A 25,482-nucleotide genomic window follows, 5' to 3' on the forward strand; every position below is an offset into this window, starting at 1 on the left:
GGAATCCCTCCTCTATCTCTATTACACTCGTGATTTCCGTGGTGCACCATCCATTTTACCTTATTCCTCGAGAATTTGCTTCCCCCATTCCGTCGGAGTATCATCAGGGTATACCGATGAGAGGAGAGTGACCGCATGACAACCTTGAGCGAGCCGACCCGATGGGAGCAGTTCAAACAGTACCTGAAAAAAATGAAAAGCTATGAGGAAGCCATTGGCCTGATTTATTGGGACATGCGGACCGGAGCGCCCAAGAAGGGGATTGCGAACCGCTCCGAGGTGGTGGGGGAGCTGTCCGGAGAACTGTTCAAGATGTCCGTGTCGGAAGAGATGGGCGCTTATCTGGAGCACTTTTCCACGCCGGAAGGAAGCAGCGGGCTCAGCGATACGGATCTTAGGATCGTCCGGGAATGCCGGAGAGAGTATGACCGCAGCAAGAAAATTCCTCCTGACAAATACCAGGCGTACGTGGTGCTGACTTCGCAAGCTGAATCGGCCTGGGAAGACGCCAAACACAGCTCGGACTGGGAATCGTTCCAGCCTTATCTGGAGCGGATCGTACAGACGAACCTGGAGTTCGTGGAGCTCTGGGGCTATGAGGGACACAAGTACAATACGCTGCTGGACATGTACGAGCCGGGAATGACGGTGGAGAAGCTCGACGAGGTATTCGGTGCGCTTCGCGCCCAGGTCGTGCCGCTGCTCGCCGAGATCCAGAAATCGGCCAACGGGCCTGACACGTCGTTCCTGAAGCAGACGTTCGATATCGACAAGCAGAAGAAGTTCAGCTTATACATACTGGAGCAGATGGGCTATGACTTCGAGGCAGGCCGTCTGGATGAGACGGTACATCCGTTCGCCACAGGCCTCAATCCCGGTGATGTGCGCATTACGACGCGCTACCTCAAGGATGACGTGAACAGCGCTCTCTTCGGCACGATTCACGAAGGCGGTCATGCGCTCTACGAGCAGAATATATCGGAGGAGCTGGTCGGCACCCCGCTGTGCACCGGCACGTCCATGGGGATCCATGAGTCGCAGTCGCGGTTCTGGGAGAACGTCATCGGCCGCAGCCGCCCGTTCTGGAGCCGCTATTTCGGTGAGGTCCAGAAGACGTACCCGGGACAGTTCGACGGCGTGACGGCCGAAGCGTTCTACCGGGCGACCAACGAGGTGAAGGCGTCCCTGATCCGGATCGAAGCCGACGAACTGACCTACAACCTGCATATCATGATCCGTTATGAGATCGAAAAGGCCTTATTCAGTGGAGAAGCAAAAGTGGCGGACCTGCCGCAGCTGTGGAACGACAAGTACCGTGAATACCTCGGCATCGAGCCGGCGAACAACGGTGAAGGGGTGCTGCAGGACGTTCACTGGTCGGGCGGCGCTTTCGGCTACTTCCCGTCCTACGCGCTCGGCAACATGTACGCCGCTCAGTTCACGCGCGCGCTCGAGAAAGACCTCGGCAGCCTCGACTTGCTGGTGAAGGAGGGCAATCTCCTGCCGATTAAGAATTGGCTCACCGACAAGATCTACAAGTACGGCAAGAGCCGGACGCCGAACGAGCTGGTGCTTGAGGTGACCGGTGAAGAGCTCAATCCGCAGTATCTGGTGGAGTACCTTCGAACGAAATATTCGGACATTTACCAGCTGTAAGATCAAGGCCGTCTGACCTGATAGTCCACAGAATGAACCAGCCTGCTTTCCTTCCGGGGAAGCGGGCTTTTTGTGGTTGGGCGCGGCAGGCTTCGCATTAGCGGGCTTCGGCGCCTCCGGTGGTCCTCTCCGTCTGCAAGGAGTGCATGGACAGCGCGTTTCATCTCCATGTGCGTGGCGCCTGAAGGAGATGCCGGATCACCGCCGGTTAACGAGGCCTTTCTCAGGCTTTTGGGATTTGTAAGCTTGCTGAGGTTCGCATAGCTTTCGTTATGACCCGTGAGTCGTGTCACCACCTTCTGGGCGGATGCATATGCTGGTATCACAACAACATGCTCACGGAGCAGGCGGGAAGGGACTGGCTATGAACAAAAGGTGGAAGCAGGGTGCGGCGGCGGTGCTGGCGCTGGGTCTCGGTCTGGCGGCGGTGCTGACCGGCTGCACAGCGGACCGGACGGAGGAGAGCGTGAAGGTACGGATCGGGGAAGTCACCCGGTCGATCTTCTATGCGCCCCAGTATGTGGCGGTCAATCAAGGATTCTTTAAAGCGGAAGGTCTGGATGTAGAGCTGACGACGACATTCGGCGGCGACAAAACGATGACGACGCTGCTCACGGGAGGGATCGATGTCGCGCTTGTGGGCTCCGAGACCTCCATCTATGTGGCGCAGCAGGGCAGCGGGGACCCTGTGATGAACTTCGCCCAGCTGACCCAGACGGACGGCACATTCCTCGTGTCGCGCAAACCCACCGGGGGGGCCTTCGATTGGAATACGCTGAAGGGCAGCACCTTCCTCGGTCAGCGCAAGGGCGGGATGCCGCAGATGGCGGGCGAGTTCACGCTGAAGAAGCATGGGATCAACCCCCAGAAGGATCTGAACCTCCTCCAGAATGTGGAGTTCGCGAACATTCCGACGGCGTTCGCCTCGGGAACCGGGGATTACGTGCAGCTCTTCGAGCCCCAGGCAACGATGTTCGAGAAGCAGGGCAAGGGGTACGTCATCGCTTCATTCGGCGTGGAGAGCGGCAGGCTCCCATACACGGTCTTTATGGCGAAGAAAAGCTATATCGACAAGAACCCGGACACGCTTCAGAAATTCACCAACGCCGTACAGAAGGCGCAGAACTGGGTTGCGGCCAGTTCGGTCGAAGCGATTGCCGACAGTATCGCGTCGTTCTTCCCGGATACCGACAAAGAGATCATCACGGGCGTCGTAAAGCGCTATAAGGACCAAGGCTCCTTTGCAGCCGATGGAATCGTGGACACCGAGGAATGGAACAACCTGCAGGATGTGATGGAGGCTGCAGGCGAGCTCAAGACGCGTGCGGACCACGGCAGCCTTGTAGACAACCGGTTCGCGGAGAAAGCGAAAGCGGCTGTCAAGTAAGGGCGGCATCGGAGAAGGCGGGCCTTGCCCCAGGGAGAAGGTCTCCCGCAGGGGCGGTCCCGTCCAAACGGATGCGATAGGAGGAGGGACTAACGGTGGAGAGCGCAGTGGAGCTCGAGAAAGTGTCGCATGTGTATGTGAACGGCAGAGGCGCCTATCCGGCGCTGCAGGAGATCAGCCTGACGGTGCGGCAGGGCGAGTTCGTCTCGCTGATCGGCCCGAGCGGCTGCGGCAAGACCACGTTGCTGTCGCTGATCAGCGGTCTGCTGAAGCCGACGGCAGGCAGCATCCGGGTCTACGGGGAGCGAGTGGAGGAGGGCGTACAGCGGATCGGTTATATGCTTCAGCAGGATTACCTGTTCCCCTGGCGGACCATCGGCGCCAATGCCTCCCTCGGGCTGGAGCTGCTGGGCCGGCTGGATGAAGCCGCGCAGGAGCGGGTTGACGGGCTTATGAACGAGATGGGCCTCGGAGGGCACTCGCAGCGCTACCCCCACCAGCTGTCCGGCGGCATGCGCCAGCGGGTGGCGCTCGTACGGACCTTGGCGACCGAGCCGGATGTGCTGCTCCTGGACGAACCGTTCTCGGCGCTCGATTACCAGACGAAGCTGCAGCTCGAGGAGCTCGTCGCCGGGACGCTTAAGGCGCGCGGCAAGACCGCAGTGCTCGTCACGCACGATATCACCGAAGCGGTTGCCATGAGCGACCGGGTCATCGTGCTTCAGCCGAACCCGGGCCGTCTGCTCGCAGACTTGGAGGTGCCGGAGAGGATCCGGGGGGCATCCCCCCTGAAGGCAAGGGAGACGGAGGGTTTCCATGAGCTGTTCCACCGGCTGTGGGGTCTGTTCGATGGCATGGAGAAAGGAGGGGGGCGCAGTCATGGATGAAGCGAAGCGTGCTCAAGCGGAAGAAGGACGGCTGAGGTCGGCAAAGCTGGCGGACGAAGTCTACACGGCCTTCCGCCGGTCCGAACGCAGGCTGGCCCTGTCCGTGCGCCTGACCCAGCTTGCGCTGCTGATCTTGTTCTTCGGCTTGTGGGAGACGGCGGCAGCCTTCAAGTGGATTGACGGGCTCCTGTTCAGCTCGCCAAGCCGCATTGTGCAGCTGCTTTATGAGAAGCTGCTCGACGGCTCTCTGCTTGGACACACCTGGGTTACGGTATGGGAGACGGTCGTCGGCTTCGTGCTGGGTACGCTGCTCGGGGCGGCCGGGGCAGCCCTGATCTGGTTTTCCCCCTTCCTGTCGCGGGTGCTCGATCCCTATATCGTCGTGCTGAATTCCCTGCCGAAGGTGGCGCTCGGGCCGCTGTTCATCGTAGCCCTGGGTCCGGGGGTGCTGTCCATCATCGCGACCACGCTGTCGCTGACCGTCATCATCACGATTCTGGTCGTCTACAACGCTTTCCGTGAAGTCGACCCGAATTTGGTGAAGGTGGTGCGCATCTTCGGAGGGTCGACGGGGACCGTTTTCCGCAAAGTCATTCTTCCCGCCTCTTACCCTGCGATCATCTCCACGCTGAAAGTGAACGTGGGCCTCGCCTGGGTCGGCGTCATCGTCGGGGAGTTTCTCGTGAGCAAGGCGGGGCTCGGCTACCTTATCATATACGGGTTCCAGGTGTTCAATTTCACCCTGGTGATCGGCGCCCTATTCGTCATCGCCGCAGCGGCCGCCCTCATGTACCAGATCGTTGCCTATATCGAGGGCCGGCTGATCGGACGCGGGCGTTAGATCGGCTTCCTTCACTCGGATCTCTGCCACCGTTACGGGCAGGGACATCCGGAGTGCCGCTCCGCGCATAGGAAAGGGAATATGTGGTGAACACTATACGTGCTGCTTCGGTCAATCCTGACAGGGGGAAATCCCTATGAACCGCTCTCAACTACACCGACGATACCGCGCCCTGCTCTCCCCCTTCAACACGTCGCAGATTCACCGGAAGAACCCCTGGATTTCTGCCTTCTTCTCTTTTTCCTTCCCGGGGTTCGGCAATCTGCTTCAGCACCGGTACGCCAAGGCGTTCACCCTGATCTCCTGGGAGATCTTCATCAATTCGCATGCCAAGATCAATACCGGGATCATGTACTCCCTTCAGGGCCAGTTCGCCCGGGCGAAAGAAACGCTGAACCCGAACTGGCTGATGATCTACGTGTCGATCTACATGTTCGGCATCTGGGACAGCTACCGGTCCACGGTGGAGATCAACAAGCTATATACGCTGGCCGACCGGGAGGATGCCCCGATCAAGCCGATGGCCATGTCGGTGTGGGATATCAACTTTCTGAACAAACGTGTGCCTTGGGTTGCCGCAGCCTGGTCTTTGCTTGCTCCCGGGCTCGGTCATTTATATTTGCATAAAGTGCTTCCCGGCTTTTTTCTGTTCGGCTGGACGATCGCGATCATGTATTTCTCCCATATTCCGCTGGCCATGATCTATACGGCCTCAGGAGAATTCCTGCAGGCCAAAGAGGTGCTGGACATGCAGTGGACGCTGTACCTTCCTTCGATCTACTGCTTTGTTTTCTATGACGCCTATGTCTCCGCCGTGGAGTACAACAAGCTGTTCGAAAAAGAACTGTCCAAGCATCTGCGGACGAACTACCAGGATCCCGGCTTCCGAATGCCCCGTTCCCAGGAGGGATAGAACCCCGTGTATATCTTCGCCACCTTCGAGCTCTGCATCCAGACGGAACTTGTGCTGACGGCCCTTGAGATAGAGGGGGTGCCGCGGCAGCGGGTGATGGCCGTTCCTCTCGACCAGCGAAGAGAGGCAAGACCTCTTTTCGATTCGCTTCACCAGTCCGACGGCCTCGCCATGATGGACGCTTCCGCGATTCTCGGAACGTGTCTGATGCTGATCGGATCCATTTACGGGTATATGATGGCATGGGGACCGATCATCTGGGGGATTATCGGGGCCGTCTCCGGCATCCTCATCGGCTTTGCCCTCAAATGGCTCTACCTGAAAAAGATCGGCTTTGGAACACGCGGCATTACCTCCGAGGTCGTTCTTCTGATCGATTGTCCGGAGCAGAAATCCGAGGCTGTAGAGAAGCTGCTGTGGGAGCATATGGCACTGGGGGTTGCCCGGCTGGCATCGCAGACACCGCAGAGTACAACGGAGGAAGGATGAGCGCGAAGAGGAAGGGACATCGTGAAGAGGAGAGCTAGAAGAGCTGAGAGGCTCTTCTTTTTTTCTTGGCGGATTTGTAGTCGGCGGAGAAGAACAGTAAGATGAGAGTACGGATAATTCCTGTCTGTTTTATCCAAATTCATCTCAGAAAGGAGGCAGGGCCTGATGGGCATCCGTGTGCTGAAATCCGCTTTCGCGGTGATCGCCGCCATTTATATTTCATTAGCCGTAGGCCTGACCTCCCCGCTCTCCGCAGGACTGCTCGCCATCATGGGGGTGGATGTGACGATCAAAAAAGGGCTCAGCACCTCGTTCCAGCGCATCGCTGCGTCGGTGATCGGGCTGTTTTTCGCCTCTGGGCTGTTCTGGGCTCTGGGCTTTCATGTATGGGTCATCGGTGTCTTCGTGCTCGTCCTGTACCCGGTGCTCGCCCAGCTGCAGCTGCGCGAGGGCATCATCACCTGCTCCGTCGTGATGTTTCATGTGTACGGGGCCGGCAAGCTCAGCACCGACCTGCTGCTCAATGAGATCGCTCTGCTGGTGATCGGTCTCGGTACGGCGACGGTGATCAACATGGTCTACATGCCGAGGGAGCACAAGAATTTGCAGCATTACCGGAGGAAGGTGGAGGAGCTCTTCTCCCAAATTTTCATGGAGATCTCGCGGCATCTCCGAAATAACGCCTATGTATGGAGCGGGGCCGAGCTGCTGCAGGCCGAAGATACGCTTCGCGATGCGATCCGGACGGCGGAGCGGACGGAGCAGAACAGCATTGTCAGCGGGGGGCCGGCTTGGAGCGTCTACTTCCATATGCGCGACCGGCAGCTGCTCTCGATCTCGCGGATGACACAGCTCGTGGCCCGCGTCTATCAGACGCTGCCGCACGGGGAGCTAGTTGCTGCGGTATTTGATGAGCTGAAGGAAGACGTGAAGGTAGACCACTATACGGGCCGCGGAGAGAAACGGCTGGAGGAGCTGCAGGAGCAGTACCGGCATATGCCGCTTCCGGTAACGCGCGAGGAGTTCGAGATCCGGGCTGCGCTGCTGCAGCTTGTGGAGGAGCTCAAAGCTTATCTCGACGTGGCGAAGCGGGAGAAGCGTCCCGTGGAGAAGGCCGGGCCGGGGGCTTAATTCTTTAAATATCAAAATGTGCTCGTTATAGAAAAAAAGTGTTCACACTAGACGAATGTCCTGCATACAAATGTAATGAATGATTGTATGGAGGAGGTTAGAAGGATGTCATTAGATAAAGATTTGCAGTGCAGAGAGATCTATACGAAGGCTGTCTGTGGCAAAGGTCGCAAATTCTCGCAGGTAACGAACACGGTCACTCCGCCTCATGCTCCGACAAGTATTTTGGGTGCTTGGATCATCAACAACCAATACGATGCGGTCAAATCGGGGGAGAACGTGGAAGTGGTAGGTACTTACGACATCAACATTTGGTATTCCTATGACCGGAATACCAAGACCGATGTTGCGAAAGAAACGGTTTCTTACGCCGAGGTCGTTCCGCTTCACTACCTCGACAAGAAACATAAGCCGGGCACTGCCGAAGTGTCGGCCGTCGCTACCCAGGAACCCAACTGCGTGGAAGCGAGCATCTCCTCCAGCGGCTCGTCGGTGCTGATTCGCGTAGAGCGGGAGTACAAGGTGGAAATGCTGGCGGAGACGAAGGTGTGCGTGGTGGTCTGCGGCAATGGCTGCGACGATTACGAAGACAAACACGTCGATTTCGGCGGTGACGACGGGGACTACGAAGACCTCGATCCGGATCTGCTGGACGAAGAGCTGAACTGATTGGATTCCTTTTTCTCTTTTCTCTTTGCTGCCAGTATATGCCTGGCGGCCTTGTTTTGGCAGAGGGCGTTCGCCCTCTTTTTTGTTCAAATCAAAGAATTTTTATCCCGCCAGGGCTCGCTCCCGTCATCTTGTATTTCTTATAAACGCGCATCGTCCGTAAGGGACGGCGAAGCCGTTTATCTTGCGTGGGGTTGTCCTGGAACAAAATGGGCCCTACTGCGGGAAGCCGGGAGCAATCTGCGTCCTGCCCCGTGGTCCCAGGCCCGGAGGAGGGGCGGAGAATGCGGGCATTCCTGCTGCATTCGGGTGAAGAGAAGCTGCGGCCGCTCCTGGAGCGGCTGACGATCCCGCATGGCACCGGGTTTTCTCCCGCAGAGGAAGGCGGGCACCTCCTCATCCACTGGGGGGCCTACCATCCGGACCGCGGGGGAGCCGATGTGCTTCAGCCGGTGAAGGCGGTGCTGCTGGCCGGGAGCCGGCAGCGGGCAGGTGAGACGCTGGAGCTGCATGGCATGGTCAGTGCGCTTGGCGAAGAGGAAGATGCGGGCAGGAGTAGAAGCAGACGAGGGAAGCCGAACGGGGAGACACCGGAGGAAGAAGGCGGATGGGTCCATGACTTCCTCGTTCCTGTCTTTCACCTGGAAGCGCTGACCCTGCTGTACCGGAGGCCGGGCGTGTTCTACGGGGACCGCGTCCCGGCCGGCGTCCGGCTGCCGGAAGGGCTGCCGGACCGCGGCTATGAGGAGGTCAGCCTCGAGCAGCCCACCTATTACGGCTCCAAGGCGCTGCGCGAAGCCGTTAAGGCGCTGTATGCCCTTGGGCTTGACTACGGCGTGGTCCGCATTGGCGTACGGACCGGGGGGACGCTTGCCGTGCGGCGTGTCGAAGCCGTGCCCGAGCTGACCCCGCGGCTCGCGGAGCTGTTCGCCGCGGCCATGAACAAGTACGGCACCCGCCTGGAGGAGCGCAGGGGGGCGCCGCGTCTGGATGTGATGCTCGGCGCAGATCCGGAGTTTCTCCTGCTCAACGATCGGGGAAAGGTGCGGTTCGCCTCCGCTTTCATGGACAAGGATGGGCCGGTCGGGTGCGATGCGATCGTGCTTCCGAGCCGGCGCAAAATTTATCCGCTGGCGGAGCTGCGGCCCCGGCCGAGCACGGAGGTGCGGGAGCTGATCGTCCAGCTCCACCGGACGCTGCAGCTGGCGGCCAGGCGCATCACGGACGAGGAGCTCGTCTGGGTGGCGGGCGGCATGCCGGTGAAGGGCTTTCCGCTCGGCGGGCATATCCACTTCTCCCGCGTCGACCTCGAGAGCCGGCTGCTGCGTGTGCTGGACAATTACCTGGCGTTGCCCCTGACCCTGATCGAAGACGGGACTACCGGGCTGCGACGGCCCCAGTACGGGTTCCTGGGTGATTTTCGCAGGCAGCGGCACGGGGGCTTCGAGTACCGGGTGCTCCCCAGCTGGATGGTGTCGCCGACGGTCGCCAAGGGGGTGCTCGCCTTGGCCAAGCTGTCGGCTGAGCATTATCCGCAGCTGCGTCAGCGCCCGCTGTCCGATCTGGAGGTGGCGAAGGCCTACTACCGGGGGGACAAGGCGAGAATCCGTCCCCTGCTGCCCGCACTGTGGCGGGATCTGGAGCGGCTGCCGGGCTACGCGGCGCTGGAAGGCTACCTGCTTCCGCTGCGCCGGTTGATGGTGCAGATGCGCCCCTGGAACGAACGCGAGGACATCCGCTCGAAGTGGAAAATACGACCGTACTCGTGAGCTTGAGTGTTCTCTCGTGATTCATGCTATAATGAGAGATACAAAAGAGGCATGTCAGGGCCGCGCGTACGAAGCGGCGGACGGGCATCCGCGGAGAACCTTTCCCCATTCGCATGGGAAGGGGGCGCGGATGTGCCCCCGCTGCCCGTGCAGCGCGGCCGCCATGCTGTGAGCAGGGCTTGGGGGTTAGGAAGGCATGGCCAAATATACGCCGATGATCGAACAGTACCTCGCCGTGAAGGCGGAGGTGCCGGACGCTTTTTTGTTTTTCCGTTTGGGCGATTTCTATGAAATGTTTTTCGAAGATGCGGTGAATGCCGCCCGGGAGCTGGAGATTACGCTCACCGGGCGGGAAGGCGGCGGGGCCGAGCGCATCCCGATGTGCGGGGTGCCTTACCATTCCGCCGAGAACTATATAGCGAGGCTGATCGAAAAGGGCTTCAAGGTCGCAATCTGCGAGCAGGTGGAGGATCCGGCGGAAGCCAAGGGCGTCGTACGGCGGGAGATCGTACGCATTGTGACACCGGGCACCGTAATGGACGCCCGGTCCCTCACGGAGACGGCGAACAACTACATCGTCTCTGTGACGGCCTCCGGCGGCGGCCACGCTTTGGCGGCGTGCGATATCTCGACGGGCGAGTTCTACGTGACACGCACGGACGGCTCATTCGAGCTGCTGCTTGACGAGCTCAACGCGTACAGCCCGTCGGAGCTGCTTGGTGCCGGCCCACTGCTGGAGCGCATCCGGGGAGCCGCTGCGGCCTGGCTGACTTCCTCCGTGCTGACGCCGCGGGAGTCCCAGCCGAAGAGCGCGGGCCTCTCGCCCGAGGGGCATTTCAGCGAATCGCAGTTAGCCGCTCTGCCTCAGGGCGGGAGAGAAGCCGTGGCGCTGCTCATGGGCTATCTGCAGGAGACCCAGAAGCGTTCGCTCGGACACATCAAGCATATCCGGATCTACGAGCCGAGCCAGTACATGGTCATGGACCCGTTCACGCGCCGGAACCTGGAGCTCGTGGAAACGGTCCGCGACCGCAGCAAGAAGGGAACGCTGCTCTGGCTGCTGGACAAGACCGTCACCGCCATGGGCGGACGGCTGCTCCGCCGCTGGATCGAGAAGCCGCTGATGAATGCGGCGGCCATCGAGAGCCGCCTGGAAGCCGTAGAGCGGCTCTACCATCAGCTCATCCTGCGGGACGAGCTGAAAGGCGCGCTGCGTGAGGTGTACGACCTTGAGCGGCTTACCGCCCGCATCGCCTATGGGAGCGCGAATGCCCGGGATCTCGTGGCGCTGAAGCAGTCGCTTCAGCAGGTCCCGCAGCTGCGCGAGCTGCTGGCAGACAGCGGTTCGCCGGCGCTTCAGGAGCTCGGCGAGCGGATGGACCCGTGCCCGGACGTCATGAGCCTGATCGCAGAGGCGGTCGTGGACGAGCCGCCGGTATCGATCCGCGACGGCGGCATGATCCGGCCGGGCCTCAGCCCGCGCCTGGACGAGCTGCGCGAAGCGAGCACGAACGGCAAGCAGTGGCTGGCCGAACTCGAGCGGCAGGAGCGGGAGCGCACCGGTATCCGTTCGCTGAAGATCGGATACAACAAGGTGTTCGGCTACTTTATCGAAATCTCCAAGGCCAACCTCGGTTCGCTGGAGGAAGGGCGCTACGAGCGCAAGCAGACGCTGGCGAATGCGGAGCGCTTCGTGACGCCGGAGCTGAAGGAGAAGGAAGCGCTGATCCTGGAAGCCCAGGAAGGCATGGTCGATCTCGAATACGGTCTCTTCCTGGAGCTGCGCGACAAGGTGGCCGCCCACATCCCGAGGCTGCAGGCGCTGGCCGAGCTTATTGCAACGGCGGACGTGTTCCAGTCTATCGCCCAGGTCAGCGCATCGAACCGCTATGTGCGTCCGGAGGTGGGTGACTTCTACCCGCTGGAGATTGAGGAAGGGCGCCACCCCGTGGTGGAAGCGGTGCTCGAGGACGGCGTGTTCATCATGAACGACACCGTGCTGTCGAAGGACGCGGGCAGCACGATGCTGATCACCGGTCCGAACATGGCCGGTAAGAGTACGTACATGCGCCAGGTGGCGATGATCTGTCTTATGGCGCAGATCGGCTGCTTCGTTCCGGCGAAGCGGGCCAAGGTGCCGGTGACCGACCGGATCTTCACCCGGATCGGGGCGGCGGACGACCTCATCGGCGGACAGAGTACCTTCATGGTCGAGATGATGGATATCCAGGTCATGACGGAGAAGGCGACGGCGAAGTCACTCGTCATCATCGACGAGCTCGGACGGGGCACGTCCACCGGGGAAGGGATGGCGATCGCCCAGGCGGTCATCGAGTACCTGCACGACCGGATCGGCTGCAAGACGCTCGTCTCGACGCACTTCCATGAGCTGGCCCATCTCGAGGAGAGTCTGAAGGATCTGCGCAACTACTGCATGGCCGTCAAGGAGAGCGGCCAGCAGGTGACGTTCCTGCGCAAGCTGGTTCGGGGCGCGGCGAGCACGTCCTACGGGATCTACTGCGCGCAGATCGCCGGGCTGCCGGAGAGCATTATCGACCGTTCCTACGAGCTGCTGCATGCATTCGAGGAGCGCTCGGAAGGTCTTCAGGAGCGTGTTCTGACCGCTCCTTTTGACCGGCCTGAGCCCGGCGAGAGCGCCGCACAGCCGGCGACGCTTTTTGGGGCCGAGGCCCTGGCTGCTGCGGGAGCCGAGACGTCCGCTGCGGAAGCCGCCGCCTCATTGGCGGCCGGAGCTAAGGCGGCGGTCACGGTAATGGAGGCAGCTGCCCCGACCTATGAGCCGCAGGGCATCGAACAGCTCAGCCTGTTCGCCGTGGAGGAGAAGCCGAGCCGGGGCGCGAAGAAGGATCCGAAGCAGGAAAAGGTGCTGGATCAGCTTCGCACGCTGGATTTGATGAATATGACGCCGATGTCGGCGATGAACTTTTTATATGAATTAAAGAAGCTTGTGTAAGCAAGCCTGGAGAGATGAGAGAACAGAGAGAGCTGCCGAAGTGTGTTTCACGGCCGGCGGGAAAGTCTTTAGAGACAGAGCCTTGGAGAGCGTTTATCCGCCAAGATTTGACTTGAACTTAAAATACCAAGCGAGATGTTTCATTTTGGTAGTGACCTTTGAACGAAGTTCAACGGAACGCAAAATGAAATATCGAGCGTGAGGAGGGCAGCAGATGAAACGCAAAAAAAGGTTGAATATCGTACGCCGTTCGGCTGCCGCCGTACTGTCGATGACCCTGCTGCTTCCGGCGGCGCAGCCTCTGCAGGCCGCAGGTGCTGCAAGCTCCGCCGGAAGCCGGGTGCAGGAAGTTATGGAGCTGCTGCAGAGCAAGCATGTCAGCGCCCCGTCCAAAGACACCCTTTCGGATGCGGCGGTCAAAGCCATGGTGGAATCGCTGGAGGATCCGTATACCCAGTACTTCACCCCGGAAGAGCTCCAGCAGTTTGAGGATGCGGTGGAAAACCAGTATGTTGGTATCGGCGTGCGGATTGGACTCGAACCGGAGGGCGTGTATATCGCCGATGTGTTCGAAGGTTCGCCCGCCAAGGAAGCGGGACTGGCCGCCGGCGATCTGGTCGTTTCCGTCGGAGGAACCTCTGTGGCCGGCAAGAAAACCGGTGAGGTCGCCGAACTGATCGCCGGGGAGCCGGGAACGGCCGTGGTGGTGGAGGTGCGCCGGGGAAGCGAAGCGAAGGAATTCAATGTCACCCGGAAGAAGGTGCAAATTCCGACGGTCGTATCCCGCGTATTTCCATCAAAGGTCGGCTACCTGGAGGTTGCAAGCTTCTCCAGCGATGCCGATGAACTGCTTGAGAAGGAGCTCTCCGCGTTGAAGGGGCAGGGCATCCAGTCCCTGATTCTGGACCTGCGCGACAATCCGGGCGGGCTGCTCGAATCGGCTAAGGGCATGATCCGCCAGTTCGTCAAGGAAGGTACGCTGATTCACACGTTGGACAGCGGCCGTGTGGACAAGCCTGTTGAATTCTCGGGCGGCACGACGCAGCCGTTCCCGCTGTACGTGCTTGTCAATGAGAACAGCGCTTCGGCTTCCGAGGTGCTGACCGGCGCCCTGCAGGATTACGGTGCGGCGAAGGTGGTCGGCGCCCATACGTACGGCAAGGGAAGCGTCCAGAGCTTGTACGAGCTCGAAGGCGGGGGAGCGCTCAAGGTTACGATCGAGGAGTATCTCACACCGAAGAGCCGCAAGGTAAACCATGTCGGCCTTGACCCGGATCTCGCGGTGGAGGGGGGACTTGCCCAATTGCTGACCGCACTGCGGCTAGCCGGCGGCAAGGAGCCTGAGCTTACTGCCGATCCGCGTATCACGACGGTCGGCGGTGTGATGGTACAGGATACGCTGCCGGTCGTCCGCGAGGGGGGACAGATTTATGTTCCGGCCCGGGCCCTTGCCGCTTACCTTGGCGGTACGGTCCAATGGAACGAGGCGTCCCGTTCCGCCGTGCTTGTCTCGGCTGACGGTAAGACCGTGCATACACCGGCGGAAGGCGGCTTCCTGCTCAAGGAAGGCACCGGATTTATTTCACTGAACGGGGTATCGAAGGATGCCTTCGGAAGCGCGCTTCAGTGGATCGACGACGGTCGGAAGCTCACGATCCGTACCGGGGGAGCACAGTAAGTAAACCGGGCGCTGCGGGGAGAACGTCCTGCGGCGCCCCGTTGTCCTGTCTCCGGGGGACCGCGTCCGCAAATACAGGTAAGGAGGGCCTTCGCCCTTATGGGAAAAATAACAATCTTGGATGAACATATCGCGAACCAGATCGCGGCGGGCGAAGTGGTCGAGCGGCCATCCTCCGTCGTCAAGGAGCTTGTGGAGAATGCGGTCGATGCGGGCAGCACGCGGATCGATGTCTCCATCGAAGAAGGAGGGCTGCAGCTCATCCGGGTCACGGACAATGGCGGCGGCATCGAAGAAGACGACGTCGAGGCGGCTTTCTTCCGCCATGCGACAAGCAAGATCGCCACGACCCAGGATCTGTTCAGCATCCGCACGCTCGGCTTTCGGGGTGAGGCGCTGCCGAGTATCGCGGCCGTGAGCAAGGTGGAGTGCCTTACCTCACACGGCAGCACGGGCCTTGGCGTACGCCTGCGCATCGAGGGGGGGACCGTCCGCCTCAAGGAAGATGCGGCGGCGCCCCGAGGAACCGATTTGTCGGTGCGCGAGCTGTTTTATAACACGCCGGCGCGTCTAAAATATATGAAGACGGTCCAGACGGAGCTCGGCCATGTGACGGACTACATGTACCGCCTCGCCCTGGCATACCCGAACATTGCGTTTACGCTGAAGCATAACGGCCATGTGCTGCTCCAGACGCTGGGCAGCGGCGACCTGCTGCAGGCCGTGGCGGCGGTGTACGGCTCATCGCTTGCGAAGAGCATGCTGAAGATCGAGGGAGAGACGCTTGATTACAAGCTCGAGGGGCTGATCTCGAAGCCCGAGCTGACGCGGGCGAACCGAGGCGGCATCACAACGGTGATCAACGGACGCTACATCCGCAGCTTCCCGGTCAACCAGGCGCTGCTGCAGGGGTATCATACCCTGCTGCCGATCGGGCGCTTCCCGGTGGCGGTGCTGCACCTGACGATGGACCCCACGCTGGTCGATGTCAACGTACATCCCGCGAAGCTGGAGGTCCGCTTCAGCAAAGAGCCCGAGCTCATCGCGCTCATCGAGAACGCGGTGCGCGAGACGCTCGGCCGCCAGCGGCTGATTCCGCAGGGCGCAGCGCCAGCGGCGCCGGCACGCGTACGCGAGCAGCTCGTGCAGGAGCAGCTCGAGCTGTACCGGCCGCAGGCGGCCGCCGCTGCGGAGCCTGCGGCCGCCCCGCAGGCCGCCGTGCGCAGCGAAGCGCCGGCCGCCGCGCCCAGCGCCAGCGCCATCGGCGGCGTCCCGCGCAGCGCAGGCACACCCGCTGCGGCTGCCCAGCCGCAGCAGCAGGCGCCTTGGGCGCCGCCTGCACGGGCGGACGGCCCGGCGGCGTCCGCGCCGCGGCTGCGCGAGGCGCCGGCGGCTTACGCCGAGCGGCCCGCTCAGCCGCGGGGACCGGGCGACGCCCGCGAGGCTGCCGCGGCCAGCGGGGCGCTGCTGCGCGCGCTGGCGCAGACGGAAGCCTCTGCGCCTCCGGCGCTGCCGGCGTTCCCGAAGCTCACGCCGATCGGCCAGCTGCACGGTACGTATATCGTTGCGCAGAACGAGGAGGGGCTCTTCCTCGTTGACCAGCATGCGGCGCATGAGCGGATCAACTACGAGCATTACTTCGACCTGTTCGGCCGTCCGGCCGAAGCCAGCCAGGAGCTGCTCGTGCCGATGACGCTCGAGTACACCTCGGTCGAGGCGCTCCGGCTGACGGAGAAGCTGCCCCAGCTCGAGCAGGCAGGGGTGTACCTGGAGCCGTTCGGCGGCACGTCGTTCCTCGTTCGGGCTTATCCGCACTGGCTGCCGAAGGGCGAGGAGCAGGCGATCGTCGAAGAGATGATCGATCTGCTGCTGCAGGACAAGAAGGGCATCGACATCGCGAAGTTCAGGGAGAAGGCGGCGATCATGTGTTCATGCAAGGCGTCGATCAAGGCGAACCAGAGCATGGGCACGCTTGAGATCGAGGTGCTGCTCGACCGGCTGGCCGCCTGCCGCAATCCGTACACCTGTCCACACGGGCGGCCCATCGTGGTCAGCTTCTCGACATACGAATTAGAGAAAATGTTCAAAAGGGTGATGTAATTGTTCGTCACAACCTCCTACGACCCGAACCCGGCCCAGCGCGAGGAAGCGCGGCGGCTGGCGGCGGAGCTTGGCGGCCGGCCGGTCGACCGGCGCCGGATGACGCTCGCCCAGCTGCGGGCCCGCTACGGGGACGAGGATATTCTCCTGATCTCGAAGGAGCGCATCGAGTATCATCATGAACTGCGCCAGCCGCTGTTCTTTCATCCGAGCACGGCTGCGGTACGGATCAAGCGCCTGATCAAAGGGGAGCCGGACAGTCTGCTGGAGATCGCGGGCGTGAGACCGGGTGACCGGATCGTCGACTGCACCGCGGGGCTTGGCTCCGACTCGCTCGTCTTCTCATATGCGTCGGGTCCTCAGGGACAAGTCACGGCGCTGGAGAGTGCACTGATTCCCTGCTTCCTGCTGAAGCAGGGGCTGAAGACCTACCATTCCGATGTGCCTGGTATTAATGAAAGCATGCGGCGTATCGAGGTTCGCGGAGAGGATCATCTGACCTATCTGCACGGGCTCCCGCCGAAGAGCGTAGACATCATCTACTTCGATCCGATGTTCCGCAAACCCATTACCGAATCGAACTCCATCCGGGCGATCCGCGGGCTTGCCGACGACCGGGCGCTGACTGAGGAAGCGGTTGGCCTTGCCGTCTCGGCGGCCCGCCGTGCCGTGGTGCTCAAGGAGCACCGGGATTCCGGCGAGTTCGACCGCCTCGGCTTCGCCGAGGTTCACCGCTCGTCCACCAAAATTGCTTATGGAGTGATTCGCACGTGAGCCCATCGCCACAACGCAAGCCGAAGCTGCTCGTCCTCGTCGGCCCGACGGCCGTCGGCAAGACGAAGCTCAGCCTGACGCTTGCCAAGGAATACAACGCAGAGATCATCTCGGGCGACTCCATGCAGGTGTACCGAGGGATGGATATAGGCACGGCCAAAGCCTCTCCGGGCGAGCTCGCCGAGGTGCCGCACCACATGATCGACATTCACGACCCGGATCATCCGTTCTCCGTAGCTGAATTTCAGGAGCGGAGCCGTGCGCTGATCGAAGAGATCGGCGGGCGGGGCCGGCTGCCTTTTATCGTAGGGGGCACGGGTCTCTATGTGGAGTCGGTATGCTACGATTTCAAGTTCAGCGAGAGCGGCTCCGATGAGGCGTTCCGGAATGAACAGCAGTCCTATGCGGATACATACGGACCTGAGGCGCTTCATGAGCGGCTGCGCGCAGTCGACCCTTCATCGGCGGAGCGGCTTCACCCGAACGACGTTCGGCGCGTCATCCGCGCTTTGGAGATTTATCATGTGACCGGCGAGCGGCAGTCCGAGCAGCTGGAGGCCCAGACGAGGAAGGAATCGCCTTACGAATTGTGTATCGTCGGGTTGACAATGGATAGAGCTTTACTATATAAACGTATTGAAGAGCGAATCGATATCATGATGCGGCAGGGTTTGCTCGAAGAGGTGCGCGGATTGATGGAGAGGGGCTACGATGAAGCCGTTGTTTCCATGCAGGCCCTGGGCTACAAGGAAATCGTCGGCCATCTCCAAGGCCATTATTCCCTCGAGGAAGCCGTCGAACTGCTGAAGCGGGATACGCGCCGCTTCGCCAAACGCCAGCTGTCCTGGTTCCGACATATGAAGGATATTGCATGGGTGGACGTGAGCAATCTGGCAGAATTTTCTACCCACCTGGACAAGATTCGTGGTATAATTTCAGCTAAGCTAACACTAGACCGTTAACTATTTTCTTGAGGGGGCCCACTGATGAACAAGTCGATCAATATTCAGGACACGTTTCTAAATCAACTGCGCAAGGAAAACATCCCGGTCACCGTCTATCTGACCAATGGGTTTCAGATCCGCGGGGTGATTCGCGCATTTGACAATTTCACGATTATCATCGACAGTGAGGGCCGCCAGCAGATGGTTTATAAGCATGCCATCTCGACCTTCACGCCGCAGCGCTCCGTATCGCTGATGCAGCAGACGGAGAACACGGCCGAATAACACCCGGAAGGGCCTGGTTAACGGTGGGGTGAACAGCCGAAAGACAGCAGCAGCAACATTTTGGTCCTCCCGAACGTCTAACATCATACAAATCCTAAATGAGCAACCCCTGCCTGTCTCGGGTTGTTCTTTGTTTCACAGAAAGGAAGTCGGTGCATGGCGGATCTAGGCAGCAAGACACCAAGAAAACCCTCGACGGAGAAGAAGCCGGCGGCAGGAGCGGCGAAGAAGAAAAAGAAGCAGGGCTTTTCCGTCGGAAAAGTCATCTTTTGGATGCTCGCAGCCGCTGCTCTGGCAGCCATCAGTGCGATGGGCGTCTATATTTTCGTCATCCTGAACGGAAATAAAATTCTGAAACAGAACATCGATAAGCTGGATTTCAGCGAAGCCTCCATTATTTATGATGCGGGCGGCAAGGAAGCCGGCGTACTCAAGGTAGAGAACCGGATCAATGTCGAGCCGAGCGAGGTGCCCCCGCTCATGAAGCAGGCCTTCATCGCGACGGAGGACAAACGCTTCGAGGATCATACGGGCGTGGATTTCCTTGGCATCGGGCGGGCGCTCGTGAAGGACGTCGTGGCCCGGAGCATGGTTGAGGGCGGGAGCACGATTACCCAGCAGCTTGCGAAGAACGTGTTCCTCAACGCGGACAAAACATTCTTCCGCAAAGCCACTGAAATGTCCATTGCCGTGGCGATGGAGCAGCAGATGACCAAAGATGAAATTTTGACAAAGTATTTGAACTACATTCTATTCGGTAATCAGGCTTACGGCGTTAAAGCGGCATCGAAGGTGTATTTCGGTAAGGATAAGCTTGAGGATCTGAAGCTTTGGGAAATCGCCACCCTGGCGGCTATCCCCAAGGCACCGAGTCGGTACAACCCGCTGAAGGACCCCGAGAAATCGAAGGAGCGCCGGGGCGTCGTCTTGAAGCTGATGCAGGAGCAGGGGTACATTACGGAAGCCCAGCGCGCGGAAGCGGCTGCGGTGGATTATACAGCACCTCCCAAGGCTCAGGGTACCAGCGGGCGCAACCAGGCATTCATCGATTATGTGATGAAGGAGGCCCAGGTGAACTTCAACCTGTCGGAGGATGAGATCAACCGGGGCGGACTCAAGATCTACACGACGCTGGATCAGAATGCGCAGCAGATCATGGACCAGACCTATGCGAACGCGAAGTTCTTTCAGAAGAGTCCGGACGACCAGATCATGCAGAGCTCGATGGTCATCCTCGACAATAAGGACGGGGGCATCGTGGCCATGGTCGGCGGCCGGGATTATATGCGGGGAGGCCTTAACCGTGCGACGTCGGCGCCAAGACAGCCGGGTTCGTCTTTCAAGCCGCTGATCGCGTATGCTCCGGCCATCGAGACGGGCAAGTACACGCCATACAGCATGCTCAAGGACGAGAAGGAGACCTATCCAGGCGGCTACAGCCCGCGCAACTATGACGGCGTGTACCGGGGACAGGTATCGATGACCGAAGCGGTGAAGAAGTCGATCAACATGCCGGCGATCAACACGCTGAAGGAGATCGGTGTGTCGAATGCTTCCAAGTTTGTCGAGAAGCTCGGCATTACGCTGGATGATCAGGACCGCAACCTGGCCATCGCCCTCGGGGGTTTGACCAAGGGGACCACTCCTCTGCAGATGGCTCAGGCGTACAGCGCGTTTGCCAATGCGGGGACGCTGCATACAGCTCACGCTATTACGAAGATCGAAGAGAGCGACGGCACGGTCCTGGCGTACAAAGATCAGACCAAGACGGTCATGAGCGCCAAGACTGCCTGGTATATGACCGAGATGATGCGGTCGGTCGTCGAGCCGGGAGGCACGGGGGTGGCGGCGAAGTTCGAGCGCCCTGTGGCAGGCAAGACCGGTTCCACGCAGCTTGAGCTTAAGGGGCTGGAGAAGTACAACCGCGACCTCTGGTTCGTCGGCTACACGCCGGAGTGGACGGGAGCCGTCTGGATGGGCTTTGACAAAACGGACACGAAGCACTACGTGTCGATGAGCAGCGGCAGCGCGGGCGTCATCTTCAAGGAAGTCATGCAGAAGGCGCTCGCCGGCCGTCCGGTGACTCAGTTCAAGAAGCCGTCGGGCGTCCCGGATCTTCAGGAGGAGCTCCCTCCGAAGGGGGTGACGGATCTCAAGGCAGAGATCAATCCGGAGACGGGCTTTGTCAATCTGAGCTGGAGCAGTGTCGGCGAGGGGGTTACCTACCAGGCGTTCCGCAAGGACAGCACGATGGCGGAGTATTCGTCCGAGCCGCTGTTCTCTACGCAGTCTACTTCGTATAAGGATCAGTCGGCTTACACACCGGGCATGACGTATCAATATGTGATTGTCGCGCTCAAGCCGGAGAACGGGGCGGAAGGGGCGAAGTCCAACGAAGCTTCCGTAACCATCCCGAACAAAGCAGAGACCGGCAAGGAAGAGCCGGGCAAGGATGGTGAAACCGGGAAAGAGGGCAGCGGTAAGGATCCCGCCGATCCGGATAAAAAAGGCACAACCAAGCCGGGAACGGACGGTCAGGGCACGACAGAGCCCGGAACGACCGCCAAGCCCGGGACGGGAAGTACGAAACAGCCTGAGACGACTACCAAGCCAGGCACGGGCAAGCCGGGCACGGGGACCACGCAGGGAACGGATCCGAGCGGTGAGACAACCGGCGGGACAGATACGGATTCGGGCACCTCGGGCGGCACGGGCAGCAGTGGGACCGGAACCACGTCGGGTACCGATCCCGCCTCCGGCACGAAGACGCCGGGCAGCACGAAGACCCAGACGGGTACCGGTACGTCGCCTGCCCCAAGCGGCACGTCCGGCAGCGGAACCCAGCCGGCGGAACCCTCTTCCGGAAAACAGAGCGGGTCGTCGATCAGCGTTATGCCGGACGGGACCTAGTACGTACAAGCAGAGCATTCCAAAGAAAGAGGCGGTCTGCGCCTCTTTCTTTTTTTGTTTTTGCTTGCAGACGTAGTATAATAGGTGAAGGAATTGGGACAGTCTTCCACACCAATAACAGAACGCAATGGAGTTGAATGGATTGTGATGAACGTGACACATGCAAGCAGGATCGCGAAGGTTCTCTGCACGGCGGCTCTGGCGGCCGCGCTAGCTGCGGGCTGCGGAACCAAGCCTGCCGACAATGCGCAGGGCGGCGCAGCCGGCGGGACCCAGGCGGCAGCCGGGACGGACACCCAGAAGGAAGGGACCACACGGAAGACGTACACTTCTGCACCGCCGATGACCATCGATGCGTCCAAGAAGTATACGGCGGCCGTTACGACGTCCAAGGGGTCGTTCACGATCGAGCTGTTCGCTAAGGAAGCGCCGAAAACCGTGAATAACTTTGTGTTCCTGGCACGGGAAGGCTTCTATAACGATATCACCTTCCACCGGATCATCCAGTCGTTTATGGTGCAGACCGGTGATCCGCTCGGCAACGGAATGGGAGGCCCCGGCTACAAGTTCGAGGACGAGCTCAAGAGCCCTTACAAATACGAGCCCGGCATCGTGGCGATGGCCAACTCCGGCAAGAACACGAACGGCAGCCAGTTCTTCATCTGCACCGGCGAGGACAGCAAGGGTCTCAACTCGCAGCCGAACTATACGATCTTCGGCCGGGTGGTCGATGGGATGGACACTGTGCAGAAAATTGCCGCTACGCCGGTGGCTGCCGGCGGAGAGAGCAAACCGAGCAAGCCGACGGAGAAAGTCACGATTACCAAGATCGACATTACGGAGAAGTAAGCTGCACAGCGCGGGGGGCGAGCCTCCCGCGCTGTTGATTTCTTGATCATACATTTGAAAGGGAACCGGAGAGGCTCCCGGATCGTCTATTAGGGGCAGAGAGGAGTAAGGTCATGGAATGCGAGACGGGAAGAGCCTGGCAGCACCGTCGGTGTCTGCTGATTCACGGCTTCACGGGAGGCCCGTATGAAGTGCAGCCGCTCGCGGAAGATCTGACGGCCTGCGGTTATGAATGCCATGTGCTCAGACTGCCTGGCCATGACGATGAGCTCGCGGGCTTGCGGACGGCCGTCTGGCAGGACTGGCTGAAGGGAGCCGAAGCGGAGATAGCGCGACTCACCGGAGACGGCGAACCGGTGGATCTCATCGGCTTTTCGATGGGCGGCCTGATCTCGGCCTATCTCGCGAACCGGTATCCCGTCCGGCGGCTCGTACTGCTCAGTGCGGCTGCGATTTACGTGAGTCCGGTGCGCTTTCTGAAGGATCTGGCTCTGCGTGCGCGGCAGAAGGACTGGGACTACCTCAAGCGGGGCAAGAAAACGCCGCTGAGGGCCGCAGTCGAGTTCATGAAACTCGCCCGCTATGCGAAGCGGGAGGAGCTGCCAAAGGTGACGGTACCCACCCTGATTGCTCAGGGAAGAAGGGACCAGATCGTGCACCCACGCAGTGCCGATTATATTTATAGGCGGCTGCAGGGGGAGAGGGAGCTGCACTTTTTTGACCGGTCGCGTCATTTGATCTGTCTGGAAGAGGATGCGCCGGACTTGTTCGCTGAGGTGCGGCGTTTTTTGGGCATTACACTAGAGGGCCAGGGCACGTCAGGAAGTTGACAACCGGATGATGGAGGCAGAAGCAATGCAGGTGAAAGGATTCAATCATTTGACGATCCGGGTGCGGTCTCTGCCCCGGTCGCTGGCATTCTACGAAGGGATTCTCGGGATGAAGCTTGTTCACCGGGGGCGGACGGATGCCTATTTGGAGTGGGGGAGTGCCTGGATCTGCCTGCTCGAGCGAGAGCCGGAAGGCGAGGGGGCTTGCGCCGGTATGCCGGGCATCGACCATGCGGCGTTTTCCATCGGAGAGAAAGACTTCCCGCAGGCTGTGGAGGTGCTCCGGCAGGCAGGCGTCCGATTCGTGCGCGGTCCTATAGAGCGCGGGGGAGGGAACAGCGTGAATTTCCTGGATCCGGACGGGACGGAGCTCGAGCTGTTCACGGGAAGCCTCCAGGAGCGGATGAAGACATGGAGTTGAGACAGGCGGCAGCAGGCCGGTACAGGAAAAAGACCAGGGTATCGTTCACGGCATACCTGAAGCGAGTGTTCCGGATGCTGCTCATCGTGCTGCTGGCGGCGCTGCTGTGGGTCGGGTGGATCCAGTACCGGATTGAGACGCAGGCGGATACGGACCAGGAGCCGAGGCAGGTGGGCATCGTGCTTGGCGCGTCGCTGTGGAAGGATGCGCCGAGTCCCGCGCTCAGGGAGCGGCTCGACCGTGCCGTTGAGCTCTATGAATCCGGCAGGGTACCGTATCTTATTGTCAGCGGAGGGTACGATGTGCCGACATCGAAGATGACCGAGGCGGAAGGCATGCGCAATTATCTCGTCTCGAAGGGGATTCCTTCGAAACGCATCCTCCTTGAGAACCGCGCGAGAAGCACCTACGAAAACCTGCTCTTCAGCAAACAGATCATGGAGGAGCATCAATGGACCTCAGCGGTCATTATTACCCACCGCTACCACAGCGTGCGGGCGCTGGATATTGCGAAGTATCTGAAGTATGAGAGCCCGGCGGTCTCCCCGATGGATTCCCGGGTGCTGATGATGGCATGGCACCGGGGCCGGGAGACGCTAGCGCTCACCAAGTGGCAGTGGGACAAGGTGGCCCTCGTGTTCGGTGTCGCTCCCAAGAGCTGAAGCTCGTATCTTTTTGACGTCGTTGCTGGTATAATATGAGTATCTACCACACCTACCGACACAAGGAGGAGAGTGCTTTGCCATTTGGCAATATCGGGATCGGCGGACTGCTGCTGATTCTTGTCGTCGTACTCATCATGTTTGGACCGTCCAAGCTTCCCGAGCTCGGCAGAGCGTTCGGCCGGACACTCAGCGAGTTCAAGAGTTCCACCCGCGGACTCATGTCTGATGACAAGGATGCGGAAAGCAAGCCGGAGGACACTAAGAAGTCCTGATGATCTACCGCCACTGTTCGTACCCGCCACAAGGCTAAAACCTCCCGTTGTCCGGCAAGTTTCTTTTCCGGAGGAAAGGGAGGTTTTTGGTGTCCGTTCCAGCTGCTCCAGGGGACGCTTCGGATCAACCGTTCACGATCGTCCCGCCGTTGACGTGCAGTACCTGGCCCGTCATGTAGGACGAATCGCCGCATGCGAGGAAAACATAGCTCGGAGCCAGCTCTTCCGGCTGGCCGGCCCGCTTCATCGGCGTGTTCGCGCCGAAGGAGGCGACCTTCTGCTCGTCGAAGGTGGACGGAATGAGCGGCGTCCATATCGGCCCCGGTGCCACAGCGTTCACCCGGATGCCGAGGGAGACGAGCTGCTGGGACAGCGAGCGGGTGAAGGTGACAATCGCACCCTTGGTTGCCGAGTAGTCGAGCAGTGTCGGGTTCCCTTCATAAGCTGTGATGGAGGCCGTATTGATGATGGCCGAGCCATCCTTCAGGTGCGCAAGCGCAGCCTTCGTCAAGTAAAAAATGGAGAAGATGTTCGTGCGGAATGTCCGCTCGAGCTGCTCGGATGTGATGTCCTCCAGCTTCTGCTGGGGATGCTGCTCGGCGGCATTGTTGACGAGCAGATCAAGCTTGCCCAACCGCCGGATGGTCTCTTCGACGATGGTCTTGCAGAAGGCTTCGTCCCCGATGTCCCCGGCGAGGAGCTCACACCGGCGGCCTTCGGCTTCCACCTGCTTCTTTGTCTCCTGGGCGTCCTCGTGCTCGTTCAGATAGACGATGAGCACATCCGCCCCTTCTTTGGCGTAGGTGACGGCCACGGCCCGGCCGATGCCGCTGTCGCCGCCGGTGATGATCGCCGTTTTGTCTTTGAGCTTGCCCGCAGGTTTGTACCGATCATCTTCGAAGATGGGCCTTGGATTCATGCGAGACTCGATCCCCGGCTGCGTATCCTGATGCTGGGGGGGAAATGTCGTTGTGCTGGTCATACTCGGCTGTTCTCCTTTCCGGGTCCTGCCTGGGAGGGTAGGGTAAGGCTCTCTTC

At 60.3% G+C, this 25,482-nt stretch carries 22 protein-coding genes; 21 read left to right on the top strand and 1 reads right to left on the bottom strand.

Features of this window, described 5'->3' with window-relative positions; translation table 11 throughout:
* Positions 1 to 135: 135 nt before the first annotated feature.
* The 21 genes from ACP26L_RS15215 (at position 136) to ACP26L_RS15315 (ending at position 24,444) form a co-directional block, all read left to right on the top strand.
* Positions 136 to 1,656 (top strand): carboxypeptidase M32, encoded by a 1,521-nt coding sequence (locus tag ACP26L_RS15215; RefSeq protein ID WP_426453700.1) that lies wholly within the window; start codon positions 136 to 138, stop codon positions 1,654 to 1,656.
* Between the two features lie 364 nt (positions 1,657 to 2,020).
* A complete protein-coding gene (locus tag ACP26L_RS15220; RefSeq protein WP_426453701.1) occupies positions 2,021 to 3,043 on the top strand; it encodes an ABC transporter substrate-binding protein in 1,023 nt (340 codons plus the stop codon).
* A 95-nt stretch (positions 3,044 to 3,138) separates the two neighbouring features.
* On the top strand, positions 3,139 to 3,930 hold the full coding sequence (locus ACP26L_RS15225; protein ID WP_426453702.1) for an ABC transporter ATP-binding protein: 792 nt from the start codon (positions 3,139 to 3,141) through the stop codon (positions 3,928 to 3,930).
* The gene (locus ACP26L_RS15230; RefSeq protein WP_426453704.1) at positions 3,923 to 4,771 is read left to right on the top strand and encodes an ABC transporter permease; all 849 of its coding nucleotides are present in this window, start codon (positions 3,923 to 3,925) and stop codon (positions 4,769 to 4,771) included. The genes ACP26L_RS15225 and ACP26L_RS15230 overlap by 8 nt, the downstream gene beginning before the upstream one ends.
* Before the next feature lie 136 nt (positions 4,772 to 4,907).
* Positions 4,908 to 5,684 carry a hypothetical protein gene (locus tag ACP26L_RS15235; protein ID WP_426453705.1) on the top strand — a complete coding sequence of 259 codons (777 nt, stop codon included), beginning with the start codon at positions 4,908 to 4,910 and terminating at the stop codon, positions 5,682 to 5,684.
* 6 nt (positions 5,685 to 5,690) lie between these two features.
* Positions 5,691 to 6,173: a hypothetical protein gene (locus ACP26L_RS15240; RefSeq protein WP_426453707.1), complete on the top strand. Its 483-nt coding sequence runs from the start codon at positions 5,691 to 5,693 to the stop codon at positions 6,171 to 6,173.
* Between the two features lie 165 nt (positions 6,174 to 6,338).
* Entirely contained in the window at positions 6,339 to 7,304 is a 966-nt protein-coding gene (locus ACP26L_RS15245; protein WP_426453708.1) for an aromatic acid exporter family protein, read from the top strand.
* A gap of 105 nt (positions 7,305 to 7,409) precedes the next feature.
* Positions 7,410 to 7,973 carry an outer spore coat protein CotE gene (locus ACP26L_RS15250; protein WP_426453710.1) on the top strand — a complete coding sequence of 188 codons (564 nt, stop codon included), beginning with the start codon at positions 7,410 to 7,412 and terminating at the stop codon, positions 7,971 to 7,973.
* A 284-nt stretch (positions 7,974 to 8,257) separates the two neighbouring features.
* Positions 8,258 to 9,742: a putative amidoligase domain-containing protein gene (locus ACP26L_RS15255; RefSeq protein ID WP_426453712.1), complete on the top strand. Its 1,485-nt coding sequence runs from the start codon at positions 8,258 to 8,260 to the stop codon at positions 9,740 to 9,742.
* A gap of 196 nt (positions 9,743 to 9,938) precedes the next feature.
* Positions 9,939 to 12,716 carry a DNA mismatch repair protein MutS gene (gene mutS, locus ACP26L_RS15260; RefSeq protein WP_426453713.1) on the top strand — a complete coding sequence of 926 codons (2,778 nt, stop codon included), beginning with the start codon at positions 9,939 to 9,941 and terminating at the stop codon, positions 12,714 to 12,716.
* 214 nt (positions 12,717 to 12,930) lie between these two features.
* On the top strand, positions 12,931 to 14,394 hold the full coding sequence (locus ACP26L_RS15265) for a S41 family peptidase (protein ID WP_426453715.1): 1,464 nt from the start codon (positions 12,931 to 12,933) through the stop codon (positions 14,392 to 14,394).
* Between the two features lie 99 nt (positions 14,395 to 14,493).
* On the top strand, positions 14,494 to 16,494 hold the full coding sequence (gene mutL / locus ACP26L_RS15270) for a DNA mismatch repair endonuclease MutL (RefSeq protein ID WP_426453716.1): 2,001 nt from the start codon (positions 14,494 to 14,496) through the stop codon (positions 16,492 to 16,494).
* Entirely contained in the window at positions 16,495 to 17,268 is a 774-nt protein-coding gene (locus ACP26L_RS15275) for a class I SAM-dependent methyltransferase (protein WP_426453718.1), read from the top strand.
* Positions 17,265 to 18,230 (top strand): tRNA (adenosine(37)-N6)-dimethylallyltransferase MiaA, encoded by a 966-nt coding sequence (gene miaA, locus ACP26L_RS15280; RefSeq protein WP_426453720.1) that lies wholly within the window; start codon positions 17,265 to 17,267, stop codon positions 18,228 to 18,230. The genes ACP26L_RS15275 and miaA overlap by 4 nt, the downstream gene beginning before the upstream one ends.
* Positions 18,231 to 18,254: 24 nt before the next feature.
* Positions 18,255 to 18,497, top strand: coding sequence for an RNA chaperone Hfq (gene hfq / locus ACP26L_RS15285; protein ID WP_013916618.1), 243 nt, complete (start codon positions 18,255 to 18,257; stop codon positions 18,495 to 18,497).
* A gap of 156 nt (positions 18,498 to 18,653) precedes the next feature.
* Positions 18,654 to 21,407, top strand: a complete 2,754-nt coding sequence (locus ACP26L_RS15290) for a PBP1A family penicillin-binding protein (protein WP_426453722.1) — start codon at positions 18,654 to 18,656, stop codon at positions 21,405 to 21,407.
* A 147-nt stretch (positions 21,408 to 21,554) separates the two neighbouring features.
* Positions 21,555 to 22,256: a peptidylprolyl isomerase gene (locus ACP26L_RS15295; RefSeq protein ID WP_426454961.1), complete on the top strand. Its 702-nt coding sequence runs from the start codon at positions 21,555 to 21,557 to the stop codon at positions 22,254 to 22,256.
* Between the two features lie 113 nt (positions 22,257 to 22,369).
* Positions 22,370 to 23,086: an alpha/beta hydrolase gene (locus ACP26L_RS15300; protein WP_426453724.1), complete on the top strand. Its 717-nt coding sequence runs from the start codon at positions 22,370 to 22,372 to the stop codon at positions 23,084 to 23,086.
* Between the two features lie 25 nt (positions 23,087 to 23,111).
* Positions 23,112 to 23,507 (top strand): VOC family protein, encoded by a 396-nt coding sequence (locus ACP26L_RS15305; protein WP_426453726.1) that lies wholly within the window; start codon positions 23,112 to 23,114, stop codon positions 23,505 to 23,507.
* Positions 23,498 to 24,169 carry a YdcF family protein gene (locus ACP26L_RS15310; RefSeq protein WP_426453727.1) on the top strand — a complete coding sequence of 224 codons (672 nt, stop codon included), beginning with the start codon at positions 23,498 to 23,500 and terminating at the stop codon, positions 24,167 to 24,169. Before ACP26L_RS15305 ends, ACP26L_RS15310 begins: the two co-directional genes overlap by 10 nt.
* A 77-nt stretch (positions 24,170 to 24,246) precedes the next feature.
* Positions 24,247 to 24,444, top strand: coding sequence for a twin-arginine translocase TatA/TatE family subunit (locus tag ACP26L_RS15315; RefSeq protein WP_426453729.1), 198 nt, complete (start codon positions 24,247 to 24,249; stop codon positions 24,442 to 24,444).
* 124 nt (positions 24,445 to 24,568) lie between these two features.
* Here the strand turns inward: ACP26L_RS15315 and ACP26L_RS15320 are convergent, their stop codons facing one another.
* Positions 24,569 to 25,426: an SDR family oxidoreductase gene (locus ACP26L_RS15320; protein ID WP_426453731.1), complete on the bottom strand. Its 858-nt coding sequence runs from the start codon at positions 25,424 to 25,426 to the stop codon at positions 24,569 to 24,571.
* Positions 25,427 to 25,482: the final 56 nt, after the last annotated feature.

Source organism: Paenibacillus sp. S-38 (assembly GCF_049942825.1).
Classification (GTDB): domain Bacteria; phylum Bacillota; class Bacilli; order Paenibacillales; family NBRC-103111; genus Paenibacillus_G.

What these genes read in the sequence shown, in the direction of transcription:
- ACP26L_RS15320 (WP_426453731.1), bottom strand. Translation starts at nt 25,426, where the DNA reads ATGACCAGCACAACGACATTTCCCCCCCAGCATCAGGATACGCAGCCG.
- ACP26L_RS15220 (WP_426453701.1), top strand. Translation starts at nt 2,021, where the DNA reads ATGAACAAAAGGTGGAAGCAGGGTGCGGCGGCGGTGCTGGCGCTGGGT.
- ACP26L_RS15290 (WP_426453722.1), top strand. Translation starts at nt 18,654, where the DNA reads ATGGCGGATCTAGGCAGCAAGACACCAAGAAAACCCTCGACGGAGAAG.
- ACP26L_RS15245 (WP_426453708.1), top strand. Translation starts at nt 6,339, where the DNA reads ATGGGCATCCGTGTGCTGAAATCCGCTTTCGCGGTGATCGCCGCCATT.
- ACP26L_RS15300 (WP_426453724.1), top strand. Translation starts at nt 22,370, where the DNA reads ATGGAATGCGAGACGGGAAGAGCCTGGCAGCACCGTCGGTGTCTGCTG.
- hfq (WP_013916618.1), top strand. Translation starts at nt 18,255, where the DNA reads ATGAACAAGTCGATCAATATTCAGGACACGTTTCTAAATCAACTGCGC.
- ACP26L_RS15265 (WP_426453715.1), top strand. Translation starts at nt 12,931, where the DNA reads ATGAAACGCAAAAAAAGGTTGAATATCGTACGCCGTTCGGCTGCCGCC.
- mutS (WP_426453713.1), top strand. Translation starts at nt 9,939, where the DNA reads ATGGCCAAATATACGCCGATGATCGAACAGTACCTCGCCGTGAAGGCG.
- ACP26L_RS15230 (WP_426453704.1), top strand. Translation starts at nt 3,923, where the DNA reads ATGGATGAAGCGAAGCGTGCTCAAGCGGAAGAAGGACGGCTGAGGTCG.
- ACP26L_RS15215 (WP_426453700.1), top strand. Translation starts at nt 136, where the DNA reads ATGACAACCTTGAGCGAGCCGACCCGATGGGAGCAGTTCAAACAGTAC.
- mutL (WP_426453716.1), top strand. Translation starts at nt 14,494, where the DNA reads ATGGGAAAAATAACAATCTTGGATGAACATATCGCGAACCAGATCGCG.
- ACP26L_RS15235 (WP_426453705.1), top strand. Translation starts at nt 4,908, where the DNA reads ATGAACCGCTCTCAACTACACCGACGATACCGCGCCCTGCTCTCCCCC.
- ACP26L_RS15305 (WP_426453726.1), top strand. Translation starts at nt 23,112, where the DNA reads ATGCAGGTGAAAGGATTCAATCATTTGACGATCCGGGTGCGGTCTCTG.
- ACP26L_RS15310 (WP_426453727.1), top strand. Translation starts at nt 23,498, where the DNA reads ATGGAGTTGAGACAGGCGGCAGCAGGCCGGTACAGGAAAAAGACCAGG.
- ACP26L_RS15250 (WP_426453710.1), top strand. Translation starts at nt 7,410, where the DNA reads ATGTCATTAGATAAAGATTTGCAGTGCAGAGAGATCTATACGAAGGCT.
- ACP26L_RS15255 (WP_426453712.1), top strand. Translation starts at nt 8,258, where the DNA reads ATGCGGGCATTCCTGCTGCATTCGGGTGAAGAGAAGCTGCGGCCGCTC.
- ACP26L_RS15295 (WP_426454961.1), top strand. Translation starts at nt 21,555, where the DNA reads ATGAACGTGACACATGCAAGCAGGATCGCGAAGGTTCTCTGCACGGCG.